Annotated in this window: 7 protein-coding genes; all 7 read right to left on the bottom strand. The window is 67.1% G+C overall.

Features of this window, described 5'->3' with window-relative positions; genetic code table 11:
- Nucleotides 1–46 precede the first annotated feature (46 nt).
- On the bottom strand, nt 47–1,267 hold the full coding sequence (gspF, locus tag DFQ59_RS04570; protein ID WP_114278519.1) for a type II secretion system inner membrane protein GspF: 1,221 nt from the start codon (nt 1,265–1,267) through the stop codon (nt 47–49).
- Nucleotides 1,268–1,289: 22 nt separating this feature from the next.
- A complete protein-coding gene (gene gspE, locus DFQ59_RS04565) occupies nt 1,290–2,768 on the bottom strand; it encodes a type II secretion system ATPase GspE (protein WP_114278518.1) in 1,479 nt (492 codons plus the stop codon).
- A 41-nt stretch (nt 2,769–2,809) separates the two neighbouring features.
- Nucleotides 2,810–4,792, bottom strand: a complete 1,983-nt coding sequence (gspD, locus tag DFQ59_RS04560) for a type II secretion system secretin GspD (RefSeq protein WP_170142033.1) — start codon at nt 4,790–4,792, stop codon at nt 2,810–2,812.
- A 47-nt stretch (nt 4,793–4,839) separates the two neighbouring features.
- The gene (locus tag DFQ59_RS04555) at nt 4,840–5,712 is read right to left on the bottom strand and encodes a type II secretion system protein N (RefSeq protein WP_114278516.1); all 873 of its coding nucleotides are present in this window, start codon (nt 5,710–5,712) and stop codon (nt 4,840–4,842) included.
- 237 nt (nt 5,713–5,949) lie between these two features.
- Nucleotides 5,950–6,447 carry a hypothetical protein gene (locus tag DFQ59_RS04550; RefSeq protein ID WP_147275169.1) on the bottom strand — a complete coding sequence of 166 codons (498 nt, stop codon included), beginning with the start codon at nt 6,445–6,447 and terminating at the stop codon, nt 5,950–5,952.
- A 380-nt stretch (nt 6,448–6,827) separates the two neighbouring features.
- The gene (locus DFQ59_RS04540; protein ID WP_114278514.1) at nt 6,828–7,085 is read right to left on the bottom strand and encodes an RHS repeat-associated core domain-containing protein; all 258 of its coding nucleotides are present in this window, start codon (nt 7,083–7,085) and stop codon (nt 6,828–6,830) included.
- A 400-nt stretch (nt 7,086–7,485) separates the two neighbouring features.
- Entirely contained in the window at nt 7,486–14,289 is a 6,804-nt protein-coding gene (locus DFQ59_RS04535) for an RHS repeat-associated core domain-containing protein (protein WP_170142032.1), read from the bottom strand.
- Nucleotides 14,290–14,852 lie beyond the last annotated feature (563 nt).

Here is a 14,852-nt window from a genome sequence, read left to right as displayed (position 1 = left end):
TTCCAGTCCGGGGGGCGCTGGCCGGGAATCGGCACGGGTCGCCGGCTCAGCGCACCAGTTGGTTGAGCTCGAAGATGGGCAGCAGGATGGCCACCACGATGGCCAGCACCACCCCGCCCATGGCCAGGATCAACAACGGCTCCAGCAGCCCCAGCAGCGCCGCGACGAGGGTGTCGCTCTCCCGCTCCTGGTACTGCGCCGCCCGCTCCAGCAGGGCGTCGAGCTGCCCCCCGCCCTCGCCGCTGGCCACCAGGTGGATGAGCATGGGCGGGAACAGCCGGCTGCGGCCGAGGGCGCGGTGGATGCTCTCGCCCTCGCGCACCCGGGCCGCCGCCTCCGCCACCGCCGCGCGCAGGGGCGCCCGCCCCATCACCGGGCCCGCCACCGCCAGGGCCTCCACCGCGCTCACCCCGCTGCGGGTGAGGATGCTCAGGGTGCGGGCGAAGCGCCCGGCGTTCAGCCCCCGCACCAGCCGGCCCACGAAGGGCAGGCGCAGGATCACCCCGTCCCAGCGGCGGCGCAGGGCCGGACGCCGCAGCAGGAAGAGCGCCAGCCCCCAGAGGGCGAGCAGCCCGCCGCCGAGCAGGGCGCCGTGGGCCTGCAGGAACCCGCTCGCCGCGATGAGCGCCCGGGTCAGCCAGGGCAGTTGCTGGTGGATGTGCTCGAACACCTGCACCACCTCCGGCACTACATAGGTGAGCAGCCCCGCCACGATGAGCACCGCCACCCCGGTGAGCAGCGCCGGGTAGACCAGCGCCAGCGTCACCTTCTGGCGCTGCTGCTGGCGCAGCTCCAGGTAGTCCGCCAGCCCCTCCAGCACCCCGTCCAGGCGCCCGGCCTGCTCGCCGGCCTCCACCGTCACCCGGTAGAGCTCGGGGAAGACGTGGGGAAAGGCGCCCAGGCCCGCCGCCAGGCTGTGGCCCTCCAGCACCCGGGCCCGCACCCCCAGGACCACGCGCCGGACCCGCGGCCGCCCGCTCTGCTCGGCCACCGCCGTCAGCGCCTCGGCCAGCGGCGTCCCGGCGCGCACCAGGGTGGCGAGCTGGCGGGTGAGCAGCGCCACCTCGGTGGCGCCGAGCCCGCGCCGCAGCAGGCCGGCCCGGCCGGCGCGCAGGCGCACCTCGCGGCGCTCCACCGCCTCCACCGCCAGCGGCGTCAGCCCCTGCTCCCGCAGCCGCTGGCGCACCTGGCGCGGGGTCTCCCCCTCCAGGGTGCCGCGCCGCTGCCGCCCGCGCCCGTCCAGCGCCGTGTACTCGAAGGCCCCCATCGGCGCTAGCTCCTCCCGGCGCTCATGGGCCGCTGCGGGAGACCCGCAGCACCTCCTCCACGCTGGTCTCCCCCGCCAGCACCCGCCGCCAGCCGTCGGCCTCGATGGCGGGCCCGCGGCTGCGGGCATGGGCCTCCAGCCGGTGCTCCCCCGCCCCGTCGTGGATCAGGGTCCGGAGGGCCGCGTCCACCTCCACCAGCTCGTAGATGCCGGTGCGCCCCAGGTAGCCGCTGCCCCGGCAACGGGGGCAGCCGCCGGGCGCGAAGAGCGTGGGCGGCCGGGCCGGGTCGAGCCCCATCCGTTCGCACTCGGCGCGGCCGGCGGCGTAGGGAGCGCGGCATTCGGGACAGAGCAGCCGCACCAGCCGCTGGGCCAGCACGCCGACGAGGCTCGAGGCGAGCAGGAACGGCTCCACCCCCATGTCCCGCAGCCGGGTGACCGCGCCCACCGCGGTGTTGGTGTGGAGGGTGGAGAAGACCAGGTGGCCGGTGAGGCTCGCCTGCACGGCGATCCCGGCGGTCTCCAGATCGCGGATCTCCCCCACCATCACCACGTCCGGGTCCTGGCGCAGGATGGCCCGCAGCCCCCGCGCGAAGGTCATCTCCACCTTGGGGTTCACCTGGGTCTGGCCGATGCCGTCCAGGTCGTACTCGATGGGGTCCTCCACGGTGAGGATGTTGCGTCGCCGGTCGTTGAGGCGGGCCAGCGCCGCGTAGAGGGTGGTGGTCTTGCCCGATCCGGTGGGGCCGGTGACCAGGAGGATGCCGTGGGGCAGCCCGATGAGGCGGCTCATCGCCTCCAGGGTCCCGGGCGCCATGCCCAGGTGCAGCAGGTCGAGGCGCCCCGCCTGCTTGTCGAGCAGGCGCAGCACCACCCGCTCGCCGCGGCTGGAGGGGATGGTGGAGACGCGCACGTCCACCGGCCGGCCGCCGATGCGCAGCGAGATGCGCCCGTCCTGGGGCAGGCGCTTCTCGGCGATGTCGAGCCGCGCCATCACCTTCACCCGCGAGGCCACCAGCGGGGCCAGCGCCGGCGGCGGGCTGAGCACCTCCCGCAGCACCCCGTCCACCCGGAAGCGCACCACCAGCCGGTTTTCGAAGGGCTCGATGTGGATGTCCGAGGCGTTCTCCCGCACCGCCTCGGTGAGCAGCGCGTTGAGCAGCCGGATGATGGGCGCGTCGTCCTCGCTCTCGAGCAGGTCGGCCGGCTCCGGCAGGGACTGGGCGACGGCCTGCAGGTCGAGCGACTCGCCGTAGGCCTCCATCTCCTCCAGCCCGCCGCCGGCGCCCTGCTGGTAGAGCGCCGCCAGCCGCTCCTCGAACACCTCGGGCGCCACCGTCTCCAGCCGGATCGGGCGCCCGAGATGGCGGCGCAGCTCGATCAGCGCGCCGGCGGCCGCGTCGGGGCGGCAGAGCACCCGGACGCCCGTCCCCTCCGGCGCCGGCCCGTCCGCCACCAGCACCCCGTAGCGGCGGGCGAAGCCGTAGGGGAGCGCCGGCATCGCCCCGGCGCCCCCGCTCCGGCCGCTCCCGGGCTCCAGGCTCACGAGTTGGGCCCGACCGGGAACTGGTAGGTGGGGCGGCTCAGGAGGTCCCGCTCCTCGGGCAGCACCGGGATCGCCTCCCGGGGCAGCATGGGCACCCCCTCCTCGCGCAGCTGCAGCTGCCGGGCGCGGATGTGGTTGTACTTGCCCCCGGAGATGCGGCTCTCCATCGCCCCGTCGCGCAGGATGACCGGGTGCAGGAAAACCATCAGGTTCTTCTTCACCAGCGTGGTCTTGTCGTAGCGGAACAGCCCGCCCAGCAGCGGGATGTCCCCCAGCCCCGGCACCTTCTGGCGGCTGCCCTGCAGGCTCTCGTCCATCAGCCCGCCCAGCACCAGCAGCCGGCCGTCCTCCACCATCACGCTGGTGCGGATGGCGCGCTTGTTGGTGATGACGTCCGCCGCCCCGATGCTGCTGGCCGCCAGGCTGGAGACCTCCTGCTCGATCTCCAGGCGGATGCTGTCGCCCTCGTTGATCTGCGGCTTGATGCGCAGGGTCAGCCCCACGTCCTTGCGCTCGATGGTCTGGAACGGGTTGGTGGGCGTGCTGCCGGAGTCGCCGATGCTGGTGTAGGAGCCGGTGAGGAAGGGCACGTTCTGGCCCACCACGATCTCCGCCTCTTCGTTGTCCAGGGTGACCAGGCTCGGGGTGGAGAGGATGTTGGTGGCCGCGTCACCCGAGAGCGCCCGGATGAGGGCGGCGAAGTTGAGCGAGCCGCTGTTGAAGCGGCCGAAGCCGAGGGCGAGGCCGTCGCCCAGGCTGGGCACGTTGCCCGCCTCGATGCTGGCGCCGAGCTGGACGATGCCCGAGCCCGAGCCGCCGAAGTTGATCACCCCCACCGGCCCCTCGCCCCCCGGGGTGCCGTCCAGGATCCACTGGATGCCCAGCTCCTTGGCCGTGTCGGTGGAGACCTCGGCGATGACCGCCTCCACCAGCACCTGGGCCCGGCGGACGTCGAGCTGGCGGATGATCCCCTGCAGGGCGGCCAGCACCTCCTGGGGCGCGGTGATGACCAGGGCGTTGGTGTTCGCGTCCGCCTCGATGCTCACCCGGCTCCGGCCGGGCGGCCCCGCCGGCGCCGCGCCCGCCTCCTTGACCAGGCTTCCGGACACGCTCTTGAGCAGCGGCGCCAGCTCCTCCGCCTTGGCGTAGTGGAGGTAGACCACCCGCGTGTTGCCGGACTCCTCCACCGGCGTGTCCAGGTGGGTGACCAGGGTGCGGATCCGCAGCCGGGAGGCCGGATCGCCACTCAGCAGGATGCTGTTGGTGCGCTCGTCGGCGGCGAACACCAGCCGATCGCCCGCCGGCTCCGCCGGCCCGGCCGGGGTCTTGAGGCTGTTGAGGAGGCGGATCACCTCGGCGGCCGGGGCGTGGGCGAGGCGGATCACCTCGTAGCCGGTCTCGCTCTCGATGTCGATGCGGTCGATGATCTTCACCAGCCGCCCGATGTTGCCGGCGGTGTCGGAGACGATGATCACGTTCCCGGGGGCGTAGGCGGCCAGGTGCCCCTGCTGGGGGACCAGCGGGCGCAGCAGCGGCACCAGCTGGTCGGCCGAGACGTGCTGCACGGAAACCACCCGGGTGACCACCTCGTCGCCGGCGCCCGGCGCCGCATCGCTGGCCACCGGCGTGTCGATCTGCTTGCCCTCCGCCACCGGCACGATCTTGGTGACCTCCTCGCCGGGAATGGCCGCATAGCCGTGGACCTGGAGCACGGAGAGAAAGACCCGGTAGACCGCGTCGGCATCCATCTCGTGGGAGGAGACCACCGTCACCTTCCCCTTCACCCGGGGGTCCAGGACGAAGTTCCGGCCGGTCAGCTCCGACACCGTCCCGATGAAGGACTGGATGTCCGCATCCACGAGGTTGAGGGTCACCCCGCCCGCCTCCGCCCGCGCCGGCGGCTGGCCGAGCGGCAGCAGGAGCAGCAGCAGGGCCAGCAGCGGATGGAGCCGGCGACAGACTCCCGCTTTGTTCCGCACCGCTCCGCTCCCCTTCAATTCCGCGCCGCATCGCCGGCTCGCGTCCATCACCCCTCCAGCCCGTAGTCGAGCGTCATCGCCCGGCCGTCACGCACCAGGTCGACCCGCACCCTCGGGGCGCCGGCCAGCTCGGCGATGATTCGCTCCGCCGCGCCCGCCTCCCCAACCCGGATCCCGTTGACCGCCGTCACCAGGTCCCCGGTCTCCAGGCCGAGGCCGGTGAACAGCGTCCGGTCCAGTCCCGGCAGCAGCCGGTAGCCCTCCAGCCGCCCCTGGCGCTGCACCGGAATGAGCCGGATCAGCCTCGCGAACTGCCGAGGGTCCGCCTTGAAGCGCTCGCGGTAGCCCACGAGATCCACGCCGCCATCGGAGTCCCCGGCCGGTCCCGGCGCCTCCGTGGCCGGAATCAGCGACTCCCGCGGCAGGGAGAGCGCCTCGAACCGGCCGCCGCGGCGCAGCAGGACCCGCGCCGCCTCGACCCGGTGAAGGGTCGCGCCCTCGGCGACCGTCTCGCCGATGCGGAAATAGCGGGCCTCCCGGTCCGCCTCGATGATGGCCAGCGACGCCTCCGGCCGCTCCGCCACCCAGACCCCGCGCAGCTCCAGCGCCAGCCGCGTCTCGGGCGCCTGCACCGGCTCGGGCACCGGCTCGCTCGGGGGAACGCCGAAGAGATCGCGGGCGGACGCCAGGGTGGAGCCCACTCCACCGCCGGGGCCGGCCGTGAACTCCGGATTAATCGTTCCAGTCTCCTGGAACGGGGCTTCTGTCAGTTCAGGGCCGGGGGCCAGCCAGGGCCGGACCAGCCCGAACAGGGCATCGGCCGCCGCGGCCAGAAGCAGGAGACTCGCCGCCGCACGAACAAGAGGCAGCAGCCGCTGACCGCCGGGGATATTTCCATGAATGGAGGGGAGAACAGCCATCCTGGCAAACAGGACTCCGGAACGGTTGCCCGATCTGCAAACCGTCTTCGAGATCAAAAGTTTAGTGAAGATACCGCCGCGAACCGGCGGTTGTCCACCCCGGGCGTCGAATACAGCGCCGATGGCAACAGCGAGCACAAGGGCGTCGGCCAGGAAAACCGGGTAGCCTGAAATTCAACGGCCTCTGACAGGAGGCAGGTGGTGAATCGGTGTCGAGTGCGCGGGAAGCGTGTGGCGTCATCGCGCATCGAGCCGCTCGCGCAGCACCTGCGCCCGCGCCTCCAGCGCTTCCAGGCTCCGGGAGCCATCGGCACCCGAAGCGGCGTAGGCGTCGGGATCGGGCGGCGTGTAGCCCTTCTCCGCCAACATGCGGTCCGTCCGCTCGATGAGCGCATTGGCCTCCATAACAGTGTCATCCGCCGGACCCGGTGTCGCCGCCTCCGCTTCGGCGCGTTCGACGGCCCGGGCCAGGGACTGCGCCTCCGGCGGCAGGGTCTTGGGGCTGACCGGCCGGGGCCCGACAAGGCCGGCGGGCCTCGGCGAAGGATCGACAACAGGCGCTTCGGGGTTGGCGTCGCCCTCATCGGTCTTCGGCGCTGCAACGGATGTCATCCGCGCCTGTTCCCGGTCATCTGGAAACAACGTCGGCGCCTCCCGCGGCGTGACCAGGAAGTAGACCGCGGGCAGGACCAACGTGACCCCGAGGGCCAACAGGTAGGAAGGTTTCATATCCATGTAAGGTGTCGCTTGTCAATGAATTTCACAGGAAATCGCCCATTCCCGACCAGGAACAGATGCCCCACACGCCGGTACGCCCGATTCACATACTGGGTATATACCCCGTTGAGCTGACGCATGCCGCCCGAAAGGTTCGTCTCTGCGTCTCCACCACCACGTGATAGTGATTGCTCATCTGGCGCCACGCATGGCAGACCCAGTTGAACCGGCGACAGTCCGCCCCGAACACCGACAGCCACGCCGGGGTCCTGGAAATAGCCGATCATCCTGGGAAATCGCATGATACAGACCACCGGAAAGATCAATGCGCAACGGCCGCGGAATCCCTCACACGCAATCCTTGCTGCGTGATTGCAAGACTTGACCCCGTCAGTGCGTTACGCAACGAATCCTGCCGCGGCACCTCCCACAACCGCAGCCAGAATGCCACCATTAGTCACCAGACCAGCAGCCCATGGGCCGATAATCGCGGCCGCCGCTATCACGACAATCACCCTCCCCCACTTGGAGAAAAACTTCCCGATGGACTTGAACAGCCCACTGAGGAAATACCCGCTCGGATCCGTATATTTCAGCGGGTTGTTGAGCACATAGGCGTAGCGGTTGTAGCTCTGTGATGCGTAAGGGAACTGCACGTTCGCCTCAACTTGACCCTGTCAGCGCTCTATTCACAAGGCAAGCACTCTACGTAGAAAAACCTCATCAACCGAGTATCCTCTTTTGTTAAAACAATATCTGGCCCTTTAAATCCACATCGACAATAATTTAGCCTACTCAACTCTTCAGCCGCATAACGGCGCATTCCTGCTCGTATTTTTAGATAGACCGGGAGCCGCTCCTCCTTACTACCTCTAGCAGGCGGAGAATACGGATCTCCGTACACATCAAACCGAATACGTTTCGGGCTTACAAAATCGTCTGGCGTTATCTTTGTCGCCGGTTTTTCAATCTCTTCGTAGACACCTGAGTTCCCGCACGCCACCAACAAACTCAACAAGACCCATACTAACCCCATTGACAACACAGCGTTGCGCACTACCGACGCTCCAATAACTCTGGGTTGACGTAATCGCCATATAACGCGAAACCCGTAAAACCAGCCATAACTGGCATCGTAGCAAAACTCCATGCCTGAATTGCTGTTTCGTACGCTACGCGGGAACTTAGGTCTGCATAACCCCCACCCTCGATACGAAACCCGTAGTACCCACTTGAACTATCCCGATTGTATGACCAGGAATTGCCCCAATCATGTGGCTTCGAAACCTGACGAACAAAACCTCGGACCGCACCACAAACCGCGTGGCCTAGAAACTCACATGTTGGTTGTCCAGGATCGTACAAATGCGAACCAGAACCCTCTTCAGCCATACCGGCCCTCAAGAAACGCTGTAGGAATCTTGGTACTTTCGACCATTCACTTTCACTAATACCTGGCTGGATGACCCGCCCACCGTCGCTCGGATACCCAAGCTCATCAGAACGGCAACTTCCAGATTGCACACAAGCAGCCGCATAAAGCCTGTCTGTATGCCGCATAGTATATTGCCATCCCGTTCGTGCCACATCGACTGCCATAGAGAACAAGAAGGCTCGTTTCCAATCTCCCCCACGAACGTGGGCTATCGCACTACTCACGGCACCACGTGACAACATCCTTAAGCCAAAATCCGCATTTGCCAACGCAGCGTTTAATCCACCCATTATGCCGCCAGTAATTGCACCTTTGACGCCAGCCTCCAAACTGCCTCCAAGCACAACACCACTGACAAACCCCGCTGCCGCACCCGACATGATGCCTATCTGAGCTGCAGTAAACATAGGAGCACAACTCATAGGCCCCATAACCATCATATTGCCCAACCAAGCCGACATCGCACCGTAAGTCACAATGGCTAATGCTATTGCGACAATGGGCCTCCAATATTCCTTGACAAACTTTTTAACACTCTTCCAAAGCTTCTTAAGGAAGTACCCGCTCGGATCCGTATATTTCAACGGGTTGTTGAGCACATAGGAGTAGCGGTTGTAACTCTGGGAGGCATGGGGGAACTGCACGTTCGGGTCGGCGGAGAGGAACCGGCCCAGGACGGGGTCGTAGACCCGGCCGTTCATGTGGATGAGCCCCATCTCCTCCACGTGCTCGTGGCCGGTGAAGCCGCGGTTGGTGAAGCTCGCCAGCATCAGCCCGGCCGGGTTGAAGGGGTCGGTGGCCCGCCAGTCGCCGGCGCGGCGGGCGCCGAAGGGGGTGTAGCTCAGCCGCTCGACGATGTTTCCGCGCCCGTCGGTGATGGTGTCGATGGAGCCGAGGTTGTCCCGGTGCAGGTAGCGGGTCTCGTCGGGCAGCGGCGCGCCGTCCTCCTCCGCCTTGACCTGGATGGCCACCAGCTCGCCGCCGGCGTAGATGAAGTGCTTGTGCTTCACCTGGCCGTCGGCGAACAGCTCGCGCTCGTAGAGCTTGCCCACATAGAGGGTCCGGCTCGTGTTGCTGACCTTGAGGTAGCGGCTGCGGTCGGGGCCGTAGGCGAACAGGGTCTGGTAGTCGCCGCGCTGGAACGCCATGGGCTTGTCGAAGGAGGTCCAGCCGATGACCCGGCCGCCGCCCGAGGTCATGTTGCCGTTGGCGTCGTACTGGTAGCCGTCCGGGTCGCTGCCCGCGCTCACCAGGGCATGGGGCCCGATCTGGCCGGGAGCGGTGTTGCCCGCGCCGTAGGTGTAGTCGCCCACGTCGGACTTGTGGGTGATGTTGCCGAGGGCGTCGTATTGGTAGTCGACGGCGTGGTTGTAGGGAATGTCGCCGAAGCTCCCGCTCACCGTGGACTGGGTCAGGCGGTCGAGCCGGTCGTAGGCGAAGGTCTCGGAGAGGTCCTGCACCCGGTCGTGGCGGGCGGTGACGTTGTTCAGCGCGTCGTAGTCGTACTCGAGGTAGCGGATGGCCTGGGCGGTGCCGAAGCCGCTCATGATGGCCTGCAGCTGCCCCGTGCCCGAATCGTAGATCCGGTCGGTCACCAGCCCGTTGCCCGCGATCTCCGCGGTGAGCCGGCCGGCGGCGTCCCGGTCCTTGGCCCGCCAGTAGTAGATGTTGTCGCCGTCGGCCTGCATGGCGGCGTAGTGCGTGGCCACCTCCTGCAGGTTGGCGGCGAGCGTGGACGTGCGCTCGGCCTCCAGGGCCGCCGCTTCCGCCAGGTCCAGCAGCCGATCGGCCTCGGCCAGGTGCAGGGCCATTGTGGCCTGCGCATCCGACGCCGCCTGCTCGAGGGCTTCGGCCTGGGCGATGTCATCCGCGGCCTGGGCGCGCTCGTCCGCCGCCTGCTGCAGCTCCGCCTCGGCCTGCAGCAGCAGGTCGTCGGCCTCGGCCTGTTTGAGCGCAGCCTCATTCAGGTAATACGACCTAAAATATGGATCGCTCAATTCGGCGATTTCGATCAGCGCATCCGCTTCAGCGTAGAGCTGGTCCGCCTGGGCCTGCTTGTCCGCCGCCGAGGCCTCCAGGATCTCTGCGTGGGCGATGAGCTGGGCGGCCGCCTCGCGGAGCAGTTGGGCGGTCTCGAGGTCGGCATCGGACTGCTGCTCGAGATCCGCGGCGAGCGCCTGGTAGGCGGCCGCCTGCTGGCGATAGTCCTCGGCCAGGCCGTTGTAGTAGGTGGCCTGGGCCAGGAGATCGGCGATGGCGTCATCGAGGCTGGCGATGATCTCCGCCAGGTGGGCATAGTCGTAGTCGGTCACCTGCCCGCTCGGGCTGCGTACGGCCTCCAGGTAACCGAGCTCGTTGTAGACGTTCTCGACCACGAAACCCTGGGGACGGGTGACGCGGGCGACCCGCCCGGCGGCATCGTAGCCGGTCAGCACGGAGAAGCTCTCGCCCTCGGCGTAGGTGGTGGTCAGCGCGGGCCGGCCGAGGGCGTCGTAGCCGTAGGTCTCGCGGTAGCCGCCGGGGCCGCTCACCTCCGCCAGCTTGCCCACGCCGCCGGCGGCCGTGTCGTAGGTCCAGGTGGTGGCGCCCTCGGGCTCATCGCGCTGCACCATCCGGCCCAGGCGGTCGTAGACGATGGAGACTTCCTGGCCCTTGGCGTCCCGCTGCCAGACCAGCTCGCCCACGGCGTTGTAGCGGTACTCCCAGTGGCCCATATCCGGATCGTCCATGGCCACCTTGCGGCCGCGGATGTCGTAGGCCATGGTGGTGACGACGCCGCCGGCGTCGGTGCGGACCAGGTTGCCCGCGGCGTCATAGCCGTGTGTCAGCCAGGCGCCCTCCTCCTCCTGGACGTGGACGACCTTGCCGAGCGCATTGCGGGTGGTGGTCTTCTGGCGGCCGAGGGGATCGACGACCGTGGTGGAGAGGCCAGCATAGTGGGTTTCGGTGACCGAGGCACTGCCGCCGGGACCGGGCTGGGTGATGGCGGTCTCCCGCCCGAGTGCGTCGTAGGCGGTCTCCACCCAGTGGGCGGCCTCTCCCACGGCGTAGGGCAGGGAGGCCCGGGCCACCTGGCCGATCGCGTTGTAGACGGTGTCCTGGTAGACAGGGGTGCCGTCGAAGCCGCGGCCCTCCTTGCGGATCTCGCGCCCCAGGATGTCATAGTAGAGCGTGTTGGGCGCGTTGCCGGTGTTCAGGGTCGTGACCCGGTAGACCGCGCCGGCCATGCAGCCGGCGGCCGCGTCGCACCACTCGAACTGCTTCTCGGTCACGGTGCCGTCGGCCCGCTGCTCGAGCACCTGCCGCCCGAACTCGTCATAGGTCCAGGTGGTGGTGAGGCCGTTGGGGCCGGTGAGGCTCTGCACGCCGCCGAAGGCGGGATGATGGACGCGGGTCTCGCTGTGGCCGAGGGCGTTGGCCGTGGTCGTGGCGAACCGCCCCCGGGCGTCGTAGCCCGTGGTGGTGACGCGGCTCTCCAGGTCCGGCCCGCTGAGGGTGGCGCGCACCTTGTTGCCGAAGGCGTCGTATTCGTAGTCGGTCGCCTGCCAGGCGGTGGGGGAGTCGGGCTCGATCACCTCCCGGGTCAACAGCCCGGTGACCGGCGCGTACTCGAAGGCGGAGGTCCGCACTTGGACGTCGCCGTCCGTGCCGCGGTGGGTGACGACCGCCCGCCGCAGCCGCCCCAGGTGCCACAGCGCCGGATCGTTGTCATAGGTATTGACCGTCTCCTTGACGAAGACCTCTCCGCCCCCTTCGGTGGTCACCACGACCTGGGTGGGGTTCCCGAACCCGTCGTAGGCCGACTGGGTGGTCACCTGGGTGGTCAGTGCGCCGGTCAGCTCGTAGCTCCGCTCGACGGTGGTGGCGGCATAGGGAAACCGGACCGCGCCGTTGGCGCTCGGCAGGGCGTCGTAGGTGCTCTCAACCCGCTGCACCAGGGTGCCGTCGGCAAGCCGCTGTTCGGTCCAGCCGGCCAGGCCGGCATAGGGGAAATCCTGCCGATAGCCGGTGATTGTCTGGTGACCGGTCCGGGAGTCGGTGGACTCCACGCGCTCGAAGCCGAGGAACCCGCGCCCCTGGAGATGAACCCGCGCCCCGGCGTAGCGGTATTCGAGCCGGTAGGTTCCCCCGGCGCCGTCGGAGCTCTCCACGGCGCTCACCACCGGGAGGGGGGCCTGGAAGTCCTGCTGGGGGAAGACCGCGCCCGCGCCCTTGGTATAGATCCCCTTGTCGGTCAGGGAGCTGTAGGTGAGAGCGGTCTCCGCGCCCAGGGCATCCCGGACGCCGAGCAGGAGATCCGGGACCGGGCCCCGGTTGATGAAGGCGGTGTGGCGGCTGCCGTACTCGTAGCTGTGGGCCCGCAGCAGATCCGCCAGGCCATCGCCGTTAATATCGAGGATCTGGAGTCCGCGCGGGTAGCCGGCGTCCTTGACCGCGAAGACGTCGTCGGACTGGTTGTCGTAGGTGATGGTTCCGGGGAAGTTCCAGTCATCATCCCGCACGAAGCCCCGCCCGGTGTTGATGTAGGCGGCCCGCACCACCAGGGTGCCGTCGCGGTAGGCGGCCAGGAGATCCGCCAGGCCGTCCCCGTTCAGGTCGGCAAGCCGCAGACCGCGGTCCTTGGTCTTGTGCTGGAACTTGATCTGCTCGTCGGCGATATGCCAGCCCGCGTCCTCCACGTACCCCGTGCCGGTATTGATGTAGGCCCGGCTCACGCGCACGCCCGTCTCCAACACCTGGATCTGGAGCAGGTCGGCCAGGCCATCGCCGTTCAGATCCACGCTCTCGGCGCCGTCCCAATCGGACTTGTAGGAGAAGGAGAACCCGGCATCGGCCGGCAGCCAGCCGTCATTGCGCTCGAAATGCTCTCCGGTGTTCAGGAAGCCGAGCCGGGTGCTGCCCCCGTCCCAGCGGCGCAGCTTGAGGATATCGGGAAGCTGGTCCCCGTTCAGGTCGACGAGCCGCGCGCCTTCGTCGGTATGAGAGGAATCGGCGAACTGCGCATCCTGCTGGTAAGGCACGGTCCAGTCGTCCTGCCTTACGAAGCCCGAGCCGGTGTTGACATACGATCTATATTTTTCTCCCGTATCACTCCACTTGAAGCCCGTCACAAGATCGGGCCGACCATCGCCATTCAAGTCAACGATCCGGGTGCCCGCGTCATCGGTATCCCAAACGAACTCTGCTTTCGCGTCAGGTATCTTCCAGGAGGCATCCTCAACAAAACCTTCACCGGTATTGAGGAACGCCATGTGGTAGTCCCATGACGAACTGTCATAGGCACGCAGCAGATCTGGCAATCCATCGCTATTGAGATCGACGATCTGCATTCCCGCATCTTTATAGCCATCATCCCGGACGAAATGGGCAGAGGGATAAGCAGCCAGGGACCAGGTATCATCTCGCGTGAAGCCATTGCCCGTGTTGATGAAGGCGGCATGGGAGCGCTCGTCCCCCTTGGCACGGGCGCGAAGGAAGTCGATCAGGCCGTCGCCGTTCAGATCGAGGGCCCTGAAGCCCACATCGGGATTTTCCTTGTAGCTGAAATTGAAATCCGGGTCGTCGATGCCCCAGGCGGGCTCCTCGATGAAGCCCTTCTGGCCCTCCTGCCAAGTGAACTCCAGCGCGGGCAGACAGCCACCCTCCATGCCGCATTCGCGGACGGACCGGATGCGCGAACGCCCGGTGATCGCGCTCTGCTCGTAGGAAAGCCGGTATTCCCGCGCCAGGACCCCATCCACCCGCATCTGCACCGACGCGAGACGAACGTTCTGCTCGCGGCGATAGCCAAGCGCATAGCCGAATGTCGTGTCGCTGCGCACTTCGTAGTCGAAGAGCACCTGGGCGTAGGGCGGCACGCCGGCCGGATCGTTTCCGGTGTAGTCGATCCGGAGTGGATGATGCTCACCGCTCGACGCGTCGTTGTGATATGTGAAGGAGAAATAGTTGCCGACCGTGTCGCTGATACGGCTCACCGACCAGGTCAGCACGTCACCGGTTGGATCAACGGCTACAACGCTGTCGGCACTGTTGCCGTAGTCCATGATCTGGCCGGATTTCGTCCAGACGCGGAACCAGGCCGGCCCGCCACCCGCCTGTCCGTAGGAGACCACCTTCACCTGGCTGTCAATCTCGGTCCGGTACTCGGCGCCGTCCAGGCCATATTCGCCGGCGACGGCGATCAGCCGCTGCCCGTCCAGACAGAAACGGTCCCGTTCCAGGTCCACCCCGTCGGTGAAGCTATCCTGGGCGATGGTGGCCGCGCAGCGGTGGATGGTGGACAGCCCTCCCAGGGACCAGCCGACGCCGAGCAGCCCGTTCCCGGAACGGCCGCTGTAGCTGAGGGAGAGCTCGGGCTGCATGCCGGCCGTGCCCGGCGGGACCTGGAGCGGAATGGAGTAGGTGGCGGTTCCCTGCTCGTCCACCGCGAAGGCGCCCTGCGTCGCGCCGACAGCCTCAGCATGGGCGGCCGTACCCACAAAGGCCGGCGTCAGTGGCAGGAGAGCTAAGAGGGCACGTGCCAGAAGGACACGTGGAGTATGGGGCGAATTACCGAGGGAAGAGAGGGAAAGGCCGGCTACGCAGCGTGAAGAATCGACCCAACGGCAAAGTATATGACGCATCATGCGCTCGTCCCTGAGAAAAATAACCAGTTGTTACATACAAATGGTCACCACGCCATCCATGTGCATGCAACGTGCCCCGTGTCCGCAGCCTGTTTACCAGCTTCAATATGACATTGTCAAATGCAGTACAAACTCAGTATCGACAGATTCTTGAACGGATAGTTCAGGTCTCAGAACACCAGGGGCATCGAGGCCGACTCAGGTCATTTATACGCTTGATATTTGTCATTTACCCAACAGGGACACACAACAGAACTATCTTTAGACCCTGAATTCAACTCGTAAGTGCAACTCAGTTTGGCGGTGAGAGGACAAGCCACGGTAGCATCATGGCCCCCTCTAACCGCCAAGAAAGAGGAGCA

The organism is Thioalbus denitrificans (assembly GCF_003337735.1).
GTDB classification, from domain to species: Bacteria; Pseudomonadota; Gammaproteobacteria; order DSM-26407; family DSM-26407; genus Thioalbus; species Thioalbus denitrificans.
This window is presented reverse-complemented; position numbering and strand designations above follow the sequence as displayed.